Source organism: Candidatus Hartigia pinicola, from assembly GCA_020541205.1.
In the GTDB taxonomy this organism is placed as follows: Bacteria; Pseudomonadota; Gammaproteobacteria; order Enterobacterales; family Enterobacteriaceae; genus Hartigia; species Hartigia pinicola.
Window position 1 is genome coordinate 1,177,982 of the sequence record CP048208.1, and the last position, 20,811, is coordinate 1,198,792.

A 20,811-nucleotide genomic window follows, 5' to 3' on the forward strand; every position below is an offset into this window, starting at 1 on the left:
CTGAGTAAGACAATCACCCCGATTAAACTGGCGGTTATTGTTTTACGTTGTAACTATCGTTTGTATAAATAATTAAACGTTAACTACGGAAATACATAAAGAGCACGTACTTAAAATTGTAAATCACTAGAAAAGTTAAATATAGGAACAGTTCATATTCAGAAAAAACTTTTACTCACAATTAAAAGCTAACATTTAAAATGTGGTAACTGCATCTAAAAAAATGTTTGACTTAGACTATTAGTCAATAACTAATTGAATTAAGAAACTTACCAATACGAAGAAGTAGTAAAGTACCTTTCAATGCATCAATATCAAACTAAGATTAACTATTCAGCAAAATAAAATTATTTTATCTATGTTTATCTAGAATAAAATATTTTATTTAATATAATATAAAAAAATATTAAATAAAATCTATAACGAGAACAGAATAAAGTAAACGAATCAATATATAAATAAGAGCAAGAAATAGCTCCTAACCCTACTAATTCTGTCTTTAAATTTACTGAAACTGATGATCTTTCCTAAAACTATATGAATATAATTCTAATAATACAATTATTAACTGCTAAATAAGATATAGTTTTAATTATTAAACAGCTGATGCAATCGGAACAAATTAATGACGTAATCAGTTGATTGATATAACAAAAATATTTAATACAAAATTAAAATAAAATAATATAATTACAAATATCCGACACTAACTAGTGTAGGGTAAATAGTTTTCATACATAATATGCATGATTCATAAAAATTTTAACTACTGATAAAATAATAAATTATATTCTAACGTAGAACAGTCTATAGAAATTTAGTAATAGATATGATCTAATCATTATTTAATGTTATTACTTTTTGATAATATTAAATAAAATTATTATGAATTTAATATCATGTCATAACTCATCAGTTATTACTGAAATGTACATACTGTTGATATGTATATTAATTTTTATTTATGTAATAAAACACAAGATATACGCACATTACTACTGAGAATATCAGAACAATCAGAATAGAAATATTCTTATATTATATCCATGTATATTAAATTTTCAATATCTTTAAAGGTATTTAAACGCACATATCAAATATAAATAACTAAATTAATACTATTTTATTTAGTAAGATGTATTTAAGTAATCATATTGTTTCTTGGAAAGGTCATCATATATTATATTTCATAAAAATACTAATACTCGAGTATATTTTGCATAATAAAAAAAATAACATCAGTGAACAATAATAATATTTTATTTAAAATTATATTTTAATCAATAACTATTAATACTTACGAAAAGAAGTATTAATAATACTAGAATTCATTTTAGTGAATGTTACACTTCAATTTTTTAAAAAAACAGTTCTACATACTATTACGTTATTGGATTATATTCTTTTAATAGTATTTATTTAGTGATCTGCAGATTTTTTCGCAAAACAATTTTATCACAATGAGATGTATTCACTTTTCTGTGAATTCTAAACTTTACACTGTGCTCCGTTGCGGAATGTAACAACCTGAGTAAATTCATATGCATAACCTTTCGCTAATTATCTTAAATATTCTTAAGATAAATCCACTCAGAAAAATTTAATTATTTCTAAAATGGAGATAAAATAACATTTCTATTTTCTAGTATTAATTAGTTGTAACTCAACTATCCATTTATGAAATAGTAGTTTAATTATATTCTAAATATACTCAAAACACAAGAGAGATGATATGACAATATCTATTTTATGATTTATAATCACTAATCAATATTAAGAATCAGCACATTCATTCATCTTTAACAGAACAACAGTATAATATTTAATAAGCATTAACGAATTTACGCATGTCACTTTAACAAGCTGTTTCTCTGTTAAACTATCACGATAATATCTATAAAAATATATAATGATAAATTTCTTAATAATTTTAAATAACTAAAAGTTATATCATCATAAATCAAGTATAGTAATCTGTGAAGGTAATATTGTGATACTTAAATAGAAGAGAAAACATCGATAAAATCCATATCAGATTTTAATAAATTAATTTCATTTCAGTTAATTAAATTATTTTCCGTTAAAAATAAGAAAATTCTAAAAAACTTTATTTAACAAAGCTGCATAATAAAAGAACTTACCTTACCTATTATTTTTATTAAATTCAATAAAAGATTCCTTCCTATTTATAATAGGATATTTCATATTTATTTTATACCCATACTTAACATTTACTTCACTGTGATTATTCTGATTAAATACTGCATTAAAATAATCTAAAAACCTCGGAATATTTAAAAAATATTTATTAAAATCAGCTTAATATATAATAATTATATTAAATATATTGTTCATTATTCTAAATATATAAATATTTTAAATAAAATGATGACATACATTAAACTGATGAAAATTCTTATTACAAATTTAAATTATCCAGAAATGTTCAAACATAGTTAATTAAAAAATATCAATATATTTTCTCTAGCACCTAATTAATATGCTAAAATATGATTATATTAAACATAGCCAAGATAGATGCACTCACTAATGAATCCACTCTGAAAGAATACAATAGAAGTTATCATACAACTAATACAAAGTAATATACTGTTGAAACAGATTTTTTTACAAAAAAAATATAACAAGTTCTAAATAAACTAACTTACACAATACACATTAAGCCTTATGTATCTCAGTAGTCAGTTAGAATATTATTCTATTATCATTTCAATATATTATATAGTAGTTTACTGTATCTTTAAATTAATTCATAAAATGCTTTATCATGAACTTTATTTATTAAGATCTAATAGTATAGATACCATAATACCTATTATGCAATAAAAATATAAAGCATCTATATATAACTCAAACATATTTAAATTTTAATAAAATAAACTGTAACATCGTATAATCAAAACATAAATTCTATCATAATACTATACAATATTATATGAGAAATATAATATTTAAATACTCAAGTAAACAACAATCAAGATTGTACAATTATTCACTATCAAGTGATACTCGGCATCAATAACTCCTAAAATTGATCTGTTAGTATTACTATACAGTGCTTTAGGTAAAGCCGTAAACTATATTTTCTTAAAAACTGGCAAAGTGAATAATCTATATTAATTTTAATTGAATCAGTATTAACAATAACGTTATAAATAAAATATTTCTTTGTATTGTAAAGCTAAAATTTTAGATGTGTTCCTACTTTGTTAAATTAACATTATTAGTGCCAATCTTTAAAATTACTTAACATACTACTACAAGAACACTAATAATTTATATTCATTATAGACTTAAATGATCTATCTAAAATATTATCGAAGTAATGTTAAATTATAACTGATTATCTAGTACCAAAATTATTTTTGACATACAGAATAAAACCAAATCATTTCCTAAATAGCTAATTTCTTCATTAAGATCTTTATAATATGATAGTATCAGCTTACTAATTTTATTTAAAATACTATATTCTCTTTCAGAGATAATAATATTTTCATAATTTAGTACAATCTATTTTAACATCACTATAGTCCCTACTATATATACAGGCAATATGCTCAGCTATCTAAATAATATAAAATAGACTCAATTTTATCTTGTCTCTAGTCGAGATGCTATATTAAAATTAGAATCATATCTATTTGATTACTAGATATTGTACTTAAAGATATACATATCGTTATTAAAGAGACTTTTACTGTAATAATGTTAAATAATGTATTAAAAATATTTTTATACTATTCTGTAATTAATTACTTAACATATTAAATAGTATACAAAATTAAAATGATAAATATCAAATAAAGTAAAATTAATACGTGTGTAGAAAGTTTTCCTAAACAATATAAACAGTACTCAATAGATGAATAAAATAGAAGTTGTATTATTAATATATAATTTCATGAATGTTTTAAAAATAATCATAAATCACAATTAAAGAACCAAAGAAAAAGAAAAAAATTTAAGGAGAAATATATTAATTGATATTTATATATTGATCATATAACACAATTCTCGCTATAGTTTAAAAGATATACGCTATTTATAGATTTACACAATGAAAGTTATTTCTTTTTACTTTTCCACTCACCATTGATATAGAATGCACTCCAACTAGTTAATTTACCATTTTTTTTAGAAGAAATATATCGCTGTTTTGTTTTACGACTAAAACGCACAAATGTAGAATTACCTTCTGGATCTTTGGCGGGTGCATCCGCTAGATAAAGTAATTTCTCAGGTAACCTATCTTTAAAACGTTGTAATTCTTCTACTAATGGCGCCCGTGTTTCTTTTGATTTAGGGAAAGTGTTTGCTGCAAGAAATAGACCTGTTGCACCATCACGTAATACAAAATAAGAATTTGATTTTTCATATGCTAGTTCTGGTAGTGGCACAGGATCTTCTTTTGGCGGAAAAATTTCACCACTTTTTGAAATTTTACGTGTGTTTTTACACTCTGCATTAGTACAACTCATGTACTTGCCAAAACGTCCTATTTTTAAGTTCATCTCAGAATTACATTTATTACAATAAATGACAGGAGTATTATGAATTTTTATAAAAAATGTACCTTTTTCTATTACATAACCTTCACAAGTGGGATTGTTCCCACATATGTGTAATTTACGTTGATTATCAAGAAAATAACTATCCATCGCTATACTACATTTTGTACAACGAGGCTTAGCACGCAAAGCATTAGTTTCCGCATAATCACCCTCTATAATATTTAGTAATTCATTTTCTGGAATGAGGTTGATTGTTTTTTTGCAGCGTTCTTTTAGAGATAATGTGTAGCTAGCACAACCAAGAAACACCCCTGTTGATGCAGTACGGATACCCATATTGTTTTTACAGTTAGGACAAATAATAGATGTGATCACCATTGGATTGTGGCGCATGCCACCGTCTTCAGGCTTTTTTTCTGCAATATTTAATTTTTGAGTAAAGTCAGAAAAAAAATCATCTAATACCACTTTCCATTCTGCTTTATGATTTGCGATATGGTCAAGTTGATTTTCCATACGAGCAGTAAAATCATAATTCATTAAATCTTGAAAATGTTCTTTTAATCTATCTGTAACAATTTCACCGATTTTTTCAGCATAGAAACGACGATTTTTAATTTGAACATAACCCCTATCCTGTATAGTTGAAATAATAGCTGAATAGGTTGAGGGACGACCAATCCCACGTTTTTCTAACTCTTTAACTAAAGAGGCTTCATTAAAACGAGGAGGTGATTTAGTAAAATGTTGATACGGCACACAATGAACTAAACATAACTCGGAACCAACTTGAATTGGTGGAAGTAATTTATTTTTATCATTCTTATTCAATGAAGGTATAATGTGAGTCCAACCATCAAAACGCAATGTATACCCTTTCGCTTTAAGTTTAAAATCACCCGCTTTGACTACTAACGTTGTAGAATCATATTGTGCAGCTGTCATTTGAGATGATATACATTGATTCCAAATCAGTTGATATAATCTTTTTGCATCTGATTCTATATCCTTTAATGAATCAGCTAATACATTAATATTTGATGGTCGGATAGCTTCATGAGCTTCTTGTGCATGATTTTTATCGCTATAAATATTTACGTTTTTAGGTAGATATTTTTCACCAAATGTATTATTAATATAAGTACGTAACATATTTAATGCATCTTGACTCAAGTTCGTTGAATCAGTACGCATATAAGTAATATACCCCGCTTCATATAAACGCTGCGACATCATCATAGTTTTTTTTACACTAAACCTCAGTCGGCTACTAGCTGCTTGTTGTAGTGTTGATGTAATAAAAGGCGCGCTTGGCTTGCTAGAAATAACCTTATCTTCACGATCAATAACTCGAAAATAAGCTTTCTTAAGTAAGTTTATCACCACGTCCGTTTCTTCTTTTGTGGCTAATTTTAAAGACTTATCTCTATAGTGAGTTATTTCCATACGCAATGTAGTAAGAGTTGCATCAACAAGCTCTGCATACACTTCCCAGTACTCTTCTGGTAAAAAAGTTTTAATTTCACGTTCGCGTTCAACAATCAGACGAACAGCAACTGATTGGACACGTCCCGCAGACAATCCTCGTGCTAGTTTTTTCCATAATAGCGGTGAGATCAAATATCCAACAACACGATCCATAAAACGTCGAGCTTGTTGAGCATTCACTCGATCAATGTTTAGTTCAGAAGGATTTTCAAATGCTTGTGTAATGGCATTCTGCGTGATTTCATTAAATACTACGCGACTAAAGCGTGAATCATCTCCTCCAATAACTTCACGCAAATGCCATGCAATAGCTTCTCCTTCACGATCAAGATCCGTAGCAAGATAGACATGATCTGCATATGTTGCTAAAGTTTTTAATTCTGAAACTATTTTTTCTTTACCTGGTAACACCTGATAATTTACTTTCCAATCATGGTACGGATCGATTCCCATACGTTTGACTAAAGCAGTGAGAGGATCTTTTTTAATCTTTTTAGTTTTATCGGTAGATAAGATTGTTTTCTTTTGTGAGCCAGACCCGCTTTTAGGCAGATCACGAATATGACCAATGCTACTTTTAACAATGTAATCACTACCAAGATATTTGTTAATTGTTTTAGCTTTTGCCGGGGACTCCACGATAACAAGAGCTTTACCCATATTTACCTTTACCTAAAGTTCTATAATAAAGAATGACTGAATTACAATATAAAAAATGAAAATTACTTTATATTGAAGCGTAATAATAATATATATAAGACATTTTACATGTTATCTATCATAAATTTAATAAAAAATCATAAAACAATTATGCTTTTTCTAAACAAATATAATCTATTCTAACTAACTTAATATCATTATATGATGACTAAATTTTATAAATAAAATACAGAAATTACTTGATAAGAAGCTAAATACAATAATAATTATATTGAGAAAGCTGAATATCATTCAAGATAATACGCAATTTATAATACAATGCGTATGAAAAACAAACATCACTAACTTCATAAGAAATAAAAATTTCATTCATGAACTATTGATTTATATGATTGAAAATATTCAAACATATTGCATTTTAAAAACAATTTTTTAAAAAATCATAATATGTTAGTAAAATACCTTTGTTTAGAGTATCTAAAAAATATTATTTTTTTACATGTTTAATAAAAAAATTAGATTACAACATCATACTCACATCAAAATTCTGGTTTATATAATGAGTCGCTAATAATTATTAAAATTTCTTTTATAAAGAAAAGTAACAACAATTATAGAAAATAAAAAATTGCATTTTACGTTTACTACTAGTGTAGTAGTAACTTATTAACATACTTAGAGATACCGCCTGTAAATCGTTCTAACATTTTTTTATTTTGTATATAACAAATACCAATAATTTCTTTAGTATCTATAGATTCAATAATGACATCATCACTCACACCAATTTTATCTACTAAACCTTTACCCAGGGCTAAACTGCCATACCAATATTCTCCCGTAGACACTTTATCAATATCTAGTAATGGACGATTTTGATGAATAAATTCTTTAAATAATTCATGTGTTTCATTAAGATTTTCAATAAATTTTTGTCGACATTGCTCAGTATTCTCGCCTAGTATTGTTAAAGTACGTTTATATTCACCAGCAGTATGCAATTCTAAATCAATATTGTGTTTTTTTAATAACCGATTAATATTCGGTATTTGTCCCACAACACCGATAGAACCGATAATCGCAAATGGTGCTGCGATAATTTTTGTCGCAATGCATGCCATCATATAACCACCACTAGCGGCAACTTTATCAATAGCAATAATTAAAGGAATATTTTTTTCTTTTAATCGCATTAATTGAGATGCGGCCAAGCCGTAGCTATGCACCATTCCTCCAGAGCTCTCAAGACGTAATAATACTTCATCTTGTTGTTCTGCAACTGCAAGTATCGCCGTAATTTCTTCTCTTAAAGAGCTCACTTCACGCGCATCGACACTGCCTTTAAAGTCTAAGACATATAAGCAAGGTTTTTTTAAACTACCTTGTCCCGTTTTTATTCCTAACTTTTCATTTTTCATTTTTACTTTTTGTTGCTTTTTGAAAGATTTTAACCATGCTTTATGCTCAGAATTATTCATTTTAACTTGCTGCATTTGTCGTTGACGATATCGATAATTTTCACCTAAATTCTTAATTTTTAGCTCACTTTTTCTACTTTGTTTACGCATACCTACACCAAAAAAAAACATAGTAAGAATAACAATAGCTGAGACTATTGTAACGAATTTTGCTAAAAATAGTCCATAAAGAGAGAAACCCTCCACAAGATTATCCTTTTCATATTAAATTTTAATAAACATAGTCTAACAATTATTATAAAAAAACCAAAAATAATACTGTATTTTTTATTACATTATTTATATACAAAGCTATATCAGTTAATAACGTTAATTAATATGATAATATCGCAATACATAAAAAAATATAAGAGAAAAATACGATGATCTACTATCAAGCCAAAAATAATTTTTTAAATAAAAAAACACTATTAATTACTGGAGCTGGGGATGGCATTGGTCGTGAAGCAGCGTTAACATATTCTCGTTTTGGTGCCTCTTTAATATTAGTAGGTAAAACTAAACTCAAGCTTGAAAATGTAAGTAAAGAAATTAAAGCTTTAACAGGCAAAGATGCTAAAGTATATGAGTTAAATTTGTTAACAGCATCTCTTAAACAATATCAAACTCTTAGCCACAAAATTTCTGAAAATTACTTACACCTCGATGGTGTTTTGCATAATGCAGGTCTTTTAGGTGTCATTGCTCCTATTATAGAGCAACCAGCTAATCTTTGGCACGATGTTATACAAGTGAACCTTAATGCTGCTTTCATGTTAACTCAGGTTTTGATTCCTCTATTACTTAAAGCCCCTAATGCTTCACTCATCTTTACCAGCTCCAGTGTAGGAAAAAAAGGTCGATCTGGATGGGGAGCATACTCTGCTTCAAAATTCGCAATTGAAGGTTTAATGCAAATTCTCGCTGAAGAATACAAAAATAGTAACCTGCGTGTGAATTGTATTAATCCAGGTAGTACGCGTACAAATATGAGATTAAGTGCATTTCCAGAAGAAAATCAAATGCAACTTAAAACCCCCGCTGAGATCATGCCTACCTACTTGTACGTTATGAGTCATGATAGCGTACATCAAACTGGAATAAGCTTTGATGCTCAACCAAATTGTAAAAAAGCGTATCCAGAGTAATCTCTGTATTACACATTCAGCGTTAAACACATGAAATAATTTAAAAGTAGATGTTAGAATATAGTATTAAAAATTACCATATTGTCTTTACTTGTTCTACAAACGACAGAACAAAAAAAGAAAGCAATTGAAGTTTTAATATTCTTGCTAATTTGCTCTTCTCTAATAAAACATTGATTTTAAATATTTACAGAAGATAGTAAGTTATGATTAAAAATCAAAAATTTAAACTACCTATATGAATTTTATTTCATGTCAATAGATTTTATTTAAAATAACTATAATAAAACAATGGACATCATGAACCGTCTTAAGATTTATATAATATATTATTAGCGTACTAATATATATTAATAATTCTGAGCGGTATCATATAAAACTTATATAGCATGTTTTTTTATTAACAATACTTTTGCAATTAACTGAATGTATACTTGACACTCTAAATCTTTCAATTATATTAAAATCATGACAGTTTTTACGTTTTTTACCTCAACGATTACAAAGGGTTTATAATACATACTCTCTAAAATTTTTATTTATATAATTATTATTTGTAAATATTTGCTTTATGCATAATACAATCTATGATGTCAATAAAAACATTACAAGATTTTTTATGCGTAATAATCACCCGTATCAAAATATATTGATACGGGTAAACTTGAAAGTGTCTATTTTAATCTATTATTTATACTGAAATTTTATACCTATCATAGATAGGTTAAAAGATACATATTTGTTTCACTATGCTTCTACGATAATACTTATAAAAGTAGTATTAACATTTTTACTATTACTAATAACAGATATCGTCAAACGACTATTGCACATCTAGTTTACGCAACGTGTCTCACATTTTAAATATTTTTTTCTTTTCAAAAATGCAAATAATAAAATATACACCTACCTTGTTAGAAAATTTCTATGGAATATAATCTACAATCAACTGCTGTATAAATTATATAGCTTATAAAATACTTTGTATATCTTAAGTTCTAAAGCGCTTGTATTTTAGTTTTTATGCAAAAAGATTTTATTTATTGCAATATTGATTAATCAATATCAATATTATAAACTAGAATCACTCTCATAAAACTAAATGAAATACAATTTTTTCACCTTAAAAGAAAAATTGTTAAATAAAATTGCTCATATAATGCACTATATACAAATCTTTCTATTAAAAATATTTACATATCATCACTTCTTGTTTTAAAAATTAGAATTTAATGATACATCAATATTTTCAGCATTTAAAATAACTTAATTTTATTAAATGATGTTTGTCATTTGTTCTAAATCTACGTACTTGCATTTTCTTATTAATGCTACTCATATTTCTCTATTACTTAGAAAAAATTAAATAAGATCATAGAGTTTTGTAAATAATTTTATTGTATCTCGTAAAAGATATTTATTACTTTAAGTACGACTACGACATTTAAAAGTAGGTTTTAATAACTTATTTTTAAACGAGAACCTGATAGAACTTGGTAAACGATGTTTGACAACCAGAGGAGCCTGGTTTGATTTAATACTTCGTCGGCCACATTCAGCCATACCTGTAGATTGTGTTTGAGTTTTAAGCCCGGCACGCTTTCTTAAAGAGTTTATTTTGTTAAGACTTAACTCCAACCATCCAATCATTACAAATAAGACCTTGGGGTAATTCAATATCAGCATACTTCATTCGTATCAGACGACTAACCTGCACCCCTACAAACTCCCATAAACGACGCACGTCACGGTAACTCCCTTTAGTTAACGTAACATGAAACCACTTGTTGACACCTTCGCCACCACGATATAAAATTCTACTAAATGAGACTAATCCATCTTCTAGTTTTTCGCCCATCATTACTTGGCGAATTTTTGTATCATTGGTTTTGCCAAAAACGCGAACTGCATATTCACATTCAATTTCACAGCTGACTCTCATTAAACGGTTTGCAAGTTCACCATCTGTTGTAAATAATATAATCCCACTAGTATTAATATCAAGATGTCCTATCACAATCCAACGTGATCTAATAATTTGAGGCAATCGAGTAAATACTGTTGGACATTTTTCTAAATTATAGTGAGTACATGACTCACCTTCAGTTTTATAATAACCAATTACACAACAACTTTCTTTATCTTTCTCTTTAATAGCTAAAAATGTTCCACCTAATTGAATTAGAATGTCTGATTTAACTTTAATACGATCTCCTATCATCGTTTTTTTACCATTAATACTGATTCGACCTTCTTTTAAAAATTTTTCAATTTCACGACGAGAGCCATATCCTGAACGTGCAAGAATTTTTTGTATTTTTTCAGTCTGTTTCGATTTATCGCTCATATAATTCTCAGATACACATTAAAAAGAAATAAATAATTTATTGTGACATACCAAGAGATTAATAAATTAGAAAATGTATATATGATACATAAACATGCGACAAACCCCTTGTTATTATTAATTTATCTTTCAGTTTTTCTCATTACTCACGTATCGTTAAAGCACTTATTATCATTCCAACTAAAAAATTCTTATAAGTAAAATAAATAACCATTATTAGTTTTTCATAAATTTAGCCATAATAAATAACTAAATGACTCTACTAATCAAGTAAATTAAAAGATCTTCTAAGATAATGTTAAGTAAATCCATCTCTTAGAATAGGAGAACTATTTTAAATTAATCATTTGATAATAACTTACAGTACATTTAGTTCTATCTAGTTAGATGGAAGTCTTGCATTCATTTTATATTAATCACTAATTTAAAAGTACAAAACTTACTGAAATTACATGTTAAATAACAGTATAATGAGTTAGTTTATTATTTCTCATTAAGTAAATATAAGATATAATTAATATTATCTATGATTAAATAACTAGAAAAATATAGTATATTAAATTCACATTATATATTAAATCAATTGAATGAATAAGCTCACTATGCTGAAATACATTTTTATTCAATCGAAAAACAAATATATTATCCATCACTTAGATACACTATCATATCACCTTAATGTAACATATTATTACTTATCAAATCTATGATTTGATTATGAATTATTCGAATGGATATAATAAACTAATTAATACATACTTCTAAACTTTAAAAGTCATAAAATTCTTTGTCAACACCTACAATAACATTATTTTATAAAAATGCACTTAAAAAATCATATACAGTATTTTTGTTTGTTTTATTCTATATTTTTTAGTACTAGGCATGAACAGTGAATGAGGATTTTTCATTCATTTCATAATATTTCAATAATTATGCATCATTAAATATGCAAAAGTAAATTTTTATACCACCTAAGATAAATACTTAATTAGAAGAACAAGCTACTAACAATAATCTTAAACACTATTATCAATAGTATTGTATTGTTTACATAGATAACATTGTATTATTGCTAAATAATACTAAGAATACATTTTTAATCATTTTGTTATTATTAATTTTGTAAAATATCAGGCGAAATAAATAATAAATCTTTTGATTAACCAAAGAGATTTTAGTATATAAATTACACAATTTAGATCTATCTTTTTATAAACGTAAATTAATTTCTATTTTAAATATAATTGAAGTGACTATTTTATCAATTCAATCATAAGGATATATGAAAAAAACTACTAACACTGCTAAATAGTGATCTATATTATTTTATAATATAAAATCTGCTAGATTATTAATTACTATAGATAATCGTTAGTGTTTAGTATTTTCGAAATATTTTTATAATTTTATAATGTTATCAACATTATATAACCTTTAACGAATAAGACGTTGCGCTTTATCTCAAAATCACAGTTTGTAATATTACCAAGCAATAATTTTCTATCGGAACAGTATAACTATAATAATCTCACATTATAAATAAATTAACAATTAACGAGATCTAGTATTAATTAATAATCAAAATTTGCTTATTCACTCAGAATGTTAGTATCTGCTCAGGTACTTTATGTATAATATCTAATTTCTCAAAATATTGCTCAAATAACTTATCAGATTATACTGAATCTACATATGCATAATATTAATATGCATCAGTTTCATCATCACCTTTATCTGCAAGTATTAAGATTTCAATGAACTTTAGATAAAAATATAAACTATCGTAATAGCATATCTAAATATTTAAGCATCTAAATTACTCAGTTAACTATCAAAAGACTCTACATTTTGATTTTATATTATATATCAATATATTCCAAGTCATTATATTTCTGAACTTCTATAAATATTAATAGTAAAATTCACTTAGATAGCCTAATAATTTTAATAGTATTTTACATATCACTGCGTCTAATTAGTGAGTTAAAAGACATAATTAACTAAAATAACAAATATGTGTTATCAGTTTTAATAAAGAAATATTCTGCAAGAACAACACTATGAAATATCCAAGATAATAATTTAATCATCATTTCAAATTCAGAAAACCGATTATTTAGATAAATATGCTTGTTAAAATACGCACCTTATCTTAGTTTATTAAGTTTAATTTAAAAGACTTATTGTTTATAATGTCATTATTATATTTACATTATTATCTAATATTCAAATAAGCAATCATTACCTACTAATACTTTATTGTAGAATATTATTTAGTAATTCATCACAAGAATCATTGAACAATATTAAAAGAGTATTTATTAACAATAACACGCACTATATTAATAGTGTAATTATATTAAGACTACTACTAGTATATTCTTAATCACCAGTTGTAATACAAATTTTTTAACTGTATTTTAATTAAAATATAAAATATAAAATATAAATAATGCAATGCTATTATTTATATAATAAAAAATTCTTCTAGCATAGTAAGATGTATAATGTTGTTTACGCATGTAATTTTTCCTTACCGTACTATTTCAGCAGTAAAAATATGAAAATTTAATCGTAACATATTTTATTCAATATTATAACTCTTTTCTATTGAATAATTTATTAAAAGTAAATTATATATAACATAAAAACGCGAAAAGTAAAAAATATTTAATACATAAACTTATTGAAGAGATTGAAACATGTTAGATATAATTTCACCAGAACTAAATAGTGCGTAAAATTTATTATGTAGACTAATAAACAAGCTATTAAAAGATTTAATATTAATTAATGAAACTGAAATAATTTTGTTTGTATCTGCATATCTATTAACCGATAAACTCTAATAAATCTAAATAATATTCACTGTTATGATTTGTAATACATCTCATATTTAAATTTCTTAAAAACTTACAAAAACTTTAATATTTATTTAAAGTAATAGAATTCATTACCAAACGCTAATAAACATACTAAAATGATATAACAAAATACTGTATAAGTAACTTTTATAAAAACTAGTCATGGAATAACACTTTATCTCTTTACTTAAAATGAGTAGATTAAACGAGTTATACAAAACTAGCGAGTGAACTTACAAAATTTTTGAACATACTCAAGTGAAGTAGTGGTTCTGATAGAATAATATATTATTTGACAACATAAAGTTATTTCCTCTGAGATGATCACGTTACTTAAAAAAGTTAACATTATGAAAAATTTACAACTAACATTTTCAAATAAATTATTAATAAAATATTTGTTAATACTTTTCAGTATTTATATTTTATGTAATATATAACACAAATACTTTAAATACTATCAAAATTCTTTATAGTAAATAATTAATAATAAAAGATAAAATAACACTCTAAAACTTAGAAAGCCTAATTTTTATGTGTTATTATTGCTAATTATTCAACGCTTCTTCTCAAAATACTTAAGATTTTTATATAATCAAATAATATAATTATAATTTTATATAAAAACACAGACTACATTTTTAATTGTTAGTTTAGCTATAAATTTATTTTCATTCATGAAATGAAATATTATCAAAATATTATAAAAGAAATATTATGATCTAAAATAGTACAACTTAAATAGTCGCTTAAACTAAGTTAATATAACATATATTATGTAAGCTATTTTAATAAATTATTTTATTCATGTATTCTAATACAATCAAAGTAGTTATTATTGTTTAATGCAATTATTTCTGAGGGCATCAACTCAGTATAAAAAGTTGGTATATTAATTAATATAAAAGACATAGAAAGTAATCTGACGAGATAACGTGTTAAACCTGAGTGTTTATAAAAAACACCAAGCTTTTACTTGTTCTCACTATCAGTTCAATAACATTGTAAGTACTAACTTTGGGATATTACAAACAAAATAAATATTTTGATAATAAGTACTTGCATAAAAGTTCAGTCTGCATAATAATCATTAAATATGATAATAAAACCTGTATATAGATAACTAAAAACACGCATATTTTTTAAATATTAGAAGAGATATTAATTAACTCTATACGTTTATTGGTAGCATTGACTTAGTGTTTATCAAAAAAATATTCATATCATTTATCACGAAAATATTAAAATTTCTGATTATACATGTTTACGTAACATGTATAATAAAAGTGTATTGATGCAGTATCTTACCATACTAACATTCATGTTTTAAACTAAAATACATTCTCTTTCTGTTAACTCAGAAATATGAATATTTTAGTTTCAAATCGTATTCATCTTCTAACTTAAAAGAGAGTGCATGAGATAAAAAATTGTCTATTACGTATTCATTTTATATTAATTCTCATGAACAACTATAAAAAAATAAAAAGAAAACAATAAATACGTCTACAATATTATTTTCAATAGGAGAAAGTTTGATTAAATTTTTCTTTTAATTAGAAAAAATGGCATAAAAGTATTATACGATATTGTTAATAATCACTGTGTATATATAACTAATGTAACAATTATATCTTTTAGAAAAAATTACCGAAAATCTTATGCCATAAAACTGAAACGTTATGATTATGAAGCTTGATCAGCTTAATGTTTTATTTTTATTTTGTATGTATAAAAGATCACTTTTAAAAAATCTAATTAAAGAAAATGTTAATCTAAAAATAATTCCTAGTATTTATATACTCTATAAATTTATAATTTTAGTGTTAACAGATGAAAATATTTTTAAGATAACATAAAATCTCCAATAAGTTATCAGCACTGTTGTTACATCACGCATGTTATAGAAAGACATTATCAAAATGAATTAATTTTATTCATACTGCATGATAAAAAACATTTTTATAGACGCTCTTTCTCAAAAATTTTATATGAGTGTGTTCACTTAAGTACATAATGAAAAGAATAAAACCGTATTATAACACTCAAATCACGTACTATTGGTATTAATATTCATAACCTATATAATCTGTAATATCGATTTCAATTAAATAAAAAATGAGCTCTTCAGTTGCCAGAAGATATAATTGTAATCAGTATATTAGGTATGCATCATGCGTTAACATGTTCAGTTTCTCATAAGTTTCGTGAATAGTTTCCTAACTAGGATTATAAGCATAAAAATAATTGACAGAAGTAAATACATCAAGACGCCACACTATTCAAAATATAAAATTTATAAATTGACTTATGGGAAAAATGCTCAGACTGCATCTTTTTAAAGAAAGACAACCTGAAATAACTTTTTTTCTGAACATTATATATGTAAAGTGAAACGTCATAACCTAAAAAGATATTTTGAAATACTTTTCTTTATTAACAGTTTAATACATAATAATATCAATATTAAATATTTTTAAAAATCACAAAATATTTTACCTTAGTATTGTAAAATGTAAACAATCATTAAATCATGAAAAATAAATTTTTCAACATTATAATTAATTTATTATTCATTGAATATTAAATAATAATTGTTCCGATACTGAAAAATTAATATATTAAAATACTTATGGAGAATATGTATTGCATCATACTTTCAAGTATTAACAACGTGACAATTGGCATCAAGTGTCACATCGTTATATAAAAATGCTCGTTTTAATGTAAGTATTAAAATGATCGTCCAGTATAACGTGCGAAAAATAAATCGAGTATTTAATAATTATTATTCTAACTATTTACATTATAGATACTGAGTCTGTAATTGACTACACTATACTGGACGACTACACAAATAAAATTACATTAAGAAACTGATAAAATAAATAAATTATATCCCTATTTTATACATTTAATTAACAATGTCTTCTAGACACCTTACTATCAATACTTAACCCACTTAAGATATTTTATGTGAAGGAAAATTATCTTTCTTTTACAAGAGCATTATTCTTTATTAAAAATTATTTGGAGTCACTTAAAAACATTAACTGTATCTAGTCACCGCATTCAAGATACACAATCAAACTATATTTAAAAAGTAAAATGTACTATATTCTAGCACTAATAAAACTAATTAAGTTTTAAATTAAAGTTTTTCTAAGCAAACGCATTAATAAAAATAGTAATCTTCGCTGGAAAGCACTTTAGCATATTTTAGAAACTGCTCTCGCTTATACACTGCTAAATATTAATACTATATTATATACGTGAAAATACATAAAATGCCAATAAGTACTAATAAAAATAACTTTAAAAATTTTATCGTATGATCATTTAATTTCTTAATAATGATTCTGGAGTTTAGACTTCATCATCTTATAAATAGAATAATGCATTAGGTTTGAAAAAATATAAAATAAGTATTATTATATAATTACATTAATTATATATCTTTCCTGTTATAATTTTTTGATATGATGATATTAATTGAGTTTCAATAATATTTTTAAAAATTTTAAATTTTTATAAAAACCTTGCGACTCATTAAGAAATAATGACTTTATAAACGTATAGTATACATGCAGATTAAAAAATAAATATTAATAAACTAAAAAAATTTATTTTATTATTACAATATTTCTGACGATGAAACAATATCAAAAGGTACAAGATACACATATAAAACTTAATTATAAATCTCTCCACAATCACAGCTATCATAGTTATGCTACTGAATTTTCACTTTAATGTTATCTCAGTTAAATTAGCATAGCAGGAAGAAAGATAAGTACTGCAACATTTATGATATCGTTTAGATAATACCTTCAAAATATTTTGTATACCTAATCATTACGAAGATATCCCAATAATTCATTAGTCATTTATGCAACTCATTTTTATATGCTATAAATAAAAAGCGGGAGTATCTTGATATATTTTAAAACTTGTTTAGATTATTTAATAAATATGCAATACTTCAGCTCTACACTAAAAAAATAAACAGTATTAAAACTAATACTGTTATTGAGCCAGTGAGAATCAACAGCATTTTCACTATATTTATTAAATCTATGATCAGCATTTTCACTATATTTATTAAATCTATGATCAAAATAATAGGAAGTGATTTTATCACTGATAATGTATTGAAATAACTTCCGTCAAAAACTACTTAAAAATTAATATTAATTAATGATTTTCTTCATGAATTTAATGATAACATATTAGGTTAGTATTTAAAGAAAATCTAAATTATAGTTATCAACTGAATAGCTGTTTTAGTTAAGTACTGCGATAATGTGTTCATAATAGCAATAAGAAACAGCACAATACTTGAATTCTTTATTTTGACACCTCTATTCTTCAAATAATTTTTTATCTAAATAAAATCGAGATAGTTTGTCATCTTAATAGTAGACATGTAAATAATACACATTAAAATGTTTCTTGATCACTAAAACCTCTATTAATGTAGTAAGGATCTACAATATATTTACAATGCACAAATAAGTAACAAAAAAAGTATTTTTTAGTATAAGATTATTATATTCATGGTTTTATAAATTTTTCAATTCAGCGTATAGGTATCTTTATCCTCTCATAGCGTATAAACGATCTTTATTATTATCGTGCGGTAATTAAAAACTAAAACTAATTATTAAAGATAGTTTAAAAATAATAGTTTGATAGTATCTTGATTTTTTATCAAGGTATTGCATTCAATACCAGCTTAAAAATTATATATTAACTGTATTATCTTCTCTAATTCCTACAGAATATTCAATATCGTTTAAATAATATGCAATATTTTATAATCAAAATAATACACTTTAAATTTCAAAAATCTAACAAGTATTTGTGTACTTTTCATGATTTTTATATTAATCAAAATTTTCTAATTCAACTATTAACATTAAATAATTTAATAATTAAAAACACACCTACAGTCTAGGATTCTTTAGATTATGCTATTTTAATCATTACACTGCATATATGATATGGTATGATCTATCAATTTTCACTCATATAATCGATATCTAATCAGATATATTAATGCATGGAAGTTATGTTACAAGTTAAAAACTAGTAAGAGGTTTTTATTTGCAATATTGTAACATCATACAGAGAAGATGTTGCTTATAAAGATTGTATTTTACCACAATATATCTTATAATTACTTGAAATTTTTTATATACAGCATACTATTTTAGGAAATTTATCTGTATGTATTAACGCCTTTATATAAATGATTATAAAATTTTATGGATGTTTTAATAGATACCAATAATAACTTTATTAACTATATTTTTTTAAAAATATTCTCTCAAAATCTTAGCTTTGTTTTTAACAAATATCTATTTAAAATTTAAAATAATAATATAGTAATATACACGGCATTATTTCTGAATTATGTACTACTAATCTAGTTCTAGGTAAAAATAATTTTTAAGACGATACCGCAGTGGATGATACTTTATACAGATCGAGTTCTGTAGGTATATTCATATTTTCAGTATTGAAAACATTTAATCTATTAAAATGTTTCCCAATTGATTTCACTACTTCTTATTTGAATAGAACATATATAAAATCATTACATTTGAAAAAATGAATAACGTGTAAATCGTAAATTTTTATAGACAATCCAAATTTCTAATTGTATCAGTGAATATATAAATTAGTACATATATAATATATTATCATTCAGTTTCAGTATATACTATATATTATAACAACGATGAAATATTCTAAATAACGTGTTTATATTGATTTATGTAAATATAAAAATTAATAAAAAATGGTTGTTAATTTACTATTCATCTGCAGTAAATGATTTCTAAAACTAACAATTTTATTTAATCAACAACAATTATGAGAACCTAATTGATATATTCTTTTTACGACATTACCTACACAAAGAATTTACTTATTATCACTTAATAAGAATATGTATAGTTACGAAGATTATCTTTCTATTTCAAATAATAAATATTATAAAATAATTTTTTATAATATTGCAATAAATTTTTATTGATAAATTGTAAAAAAATAGCATACATTATAAAAAAATTTTCATTTTATAAATACGCAAACTCTTTTTCTGAACTCAAAGTCTAATCTTTAAAAAAAATTCTATGTTCAGTACTCTTTTCAATTAAAGTGAAATATATGCTATTATTTAACATCTATAATATCGCGCATGCCCTCTTAGTAATTGCAAGTTATATACATCGTTCATACTGTATTACTACAGTTTGTGTTTTCACTTGTGATTATCATTTATTTTCTATATTTAGTGGAGTC

Annotated in this window: 5 protein-coding genes; 1 reads left to right on the forward strand and 4 read right to left on the reverse strand. The window is 24.6% G+C overall.

Translation table 11 applies throughout. The annotated features are described in order from the left end of the window. Positions 1–4,088: 4,088 nt before the first annotated feature. Positions 4,089–6,683 (reverse strand): type I DNA topoisomerase, encoded by a 2,595-nt coding sequence (topA, locus tag GFV14_RS02230; protein WP_457914053.1) that lies wholly within the window; start codon positions 6,681–6,683, stop codon positions 4,089–4,091. Positions 6,684–7,330: 647 nt separating this feature from the next. After that, a complete protein-coding gene (gene sohB / locus GFV14_RS02235) occupies positions 7,331–8,347 on the reverse strand; it encodes a protease SohB (RefSeq protein WP_457914054.1) in 1,017 nt (338 codons plus the stop codon). A 179-nt stretch (positions 8,348–8,526) separates the two neighbouring features. Here sohB and GFV14_RS02240 point away from each other — a divergent pair, with 179 nt between their 5' ends. Beyond that, the gene (locus GFV14_RS02240) at positions 8,527–9,288 is read left to right on the forward strand and encodes a YciK family oxidoreductase (protein ID WP_457914681.1); all 762 of its coding nucleotides are present in this window, start codon (positions 8,527–8,529) and stop codon (positions 9,286–9,288) included. 1,425 nt (positions 9,289–10,713) lie between these two features. Here the strand turns inward: GFV14_RS02240 and GFV14_RS02245 are convergent. Both GFV14_RS02245 and rluB read right to left on the reverse strand, forming a co-directional pair. After that, on the reverse strand, positions 10,714–10,938 hold the full coding sequence (locus GFV14_RS02245) for a hypothetical protein (protein ID WP_457914055.1): 225 nt from the start codon (positions 10,936–10,938) through the stop codon (positions 10,714–10,716). Next, positions 10,910–11,635 carry a 23S rRNA pseudouridine(2605) synthase RluB gene (gene rluB / locus GFV14_RS02250; protein ID WP_457914056.1) on the reverse strand — a complete coding sequence of 242 codons (726 nt, stop codon included), beginning with the start codon at positions 11,633–11,635 and terminating at the stop codon, positions 10,910–10,912. The genes GFV14_RS02245 and rluB overlap by 29 nt, the downstream gene beginning before the upstream one ends. Positions 11,636–20,811 lie beyond the last annotated feature (9,176 nt).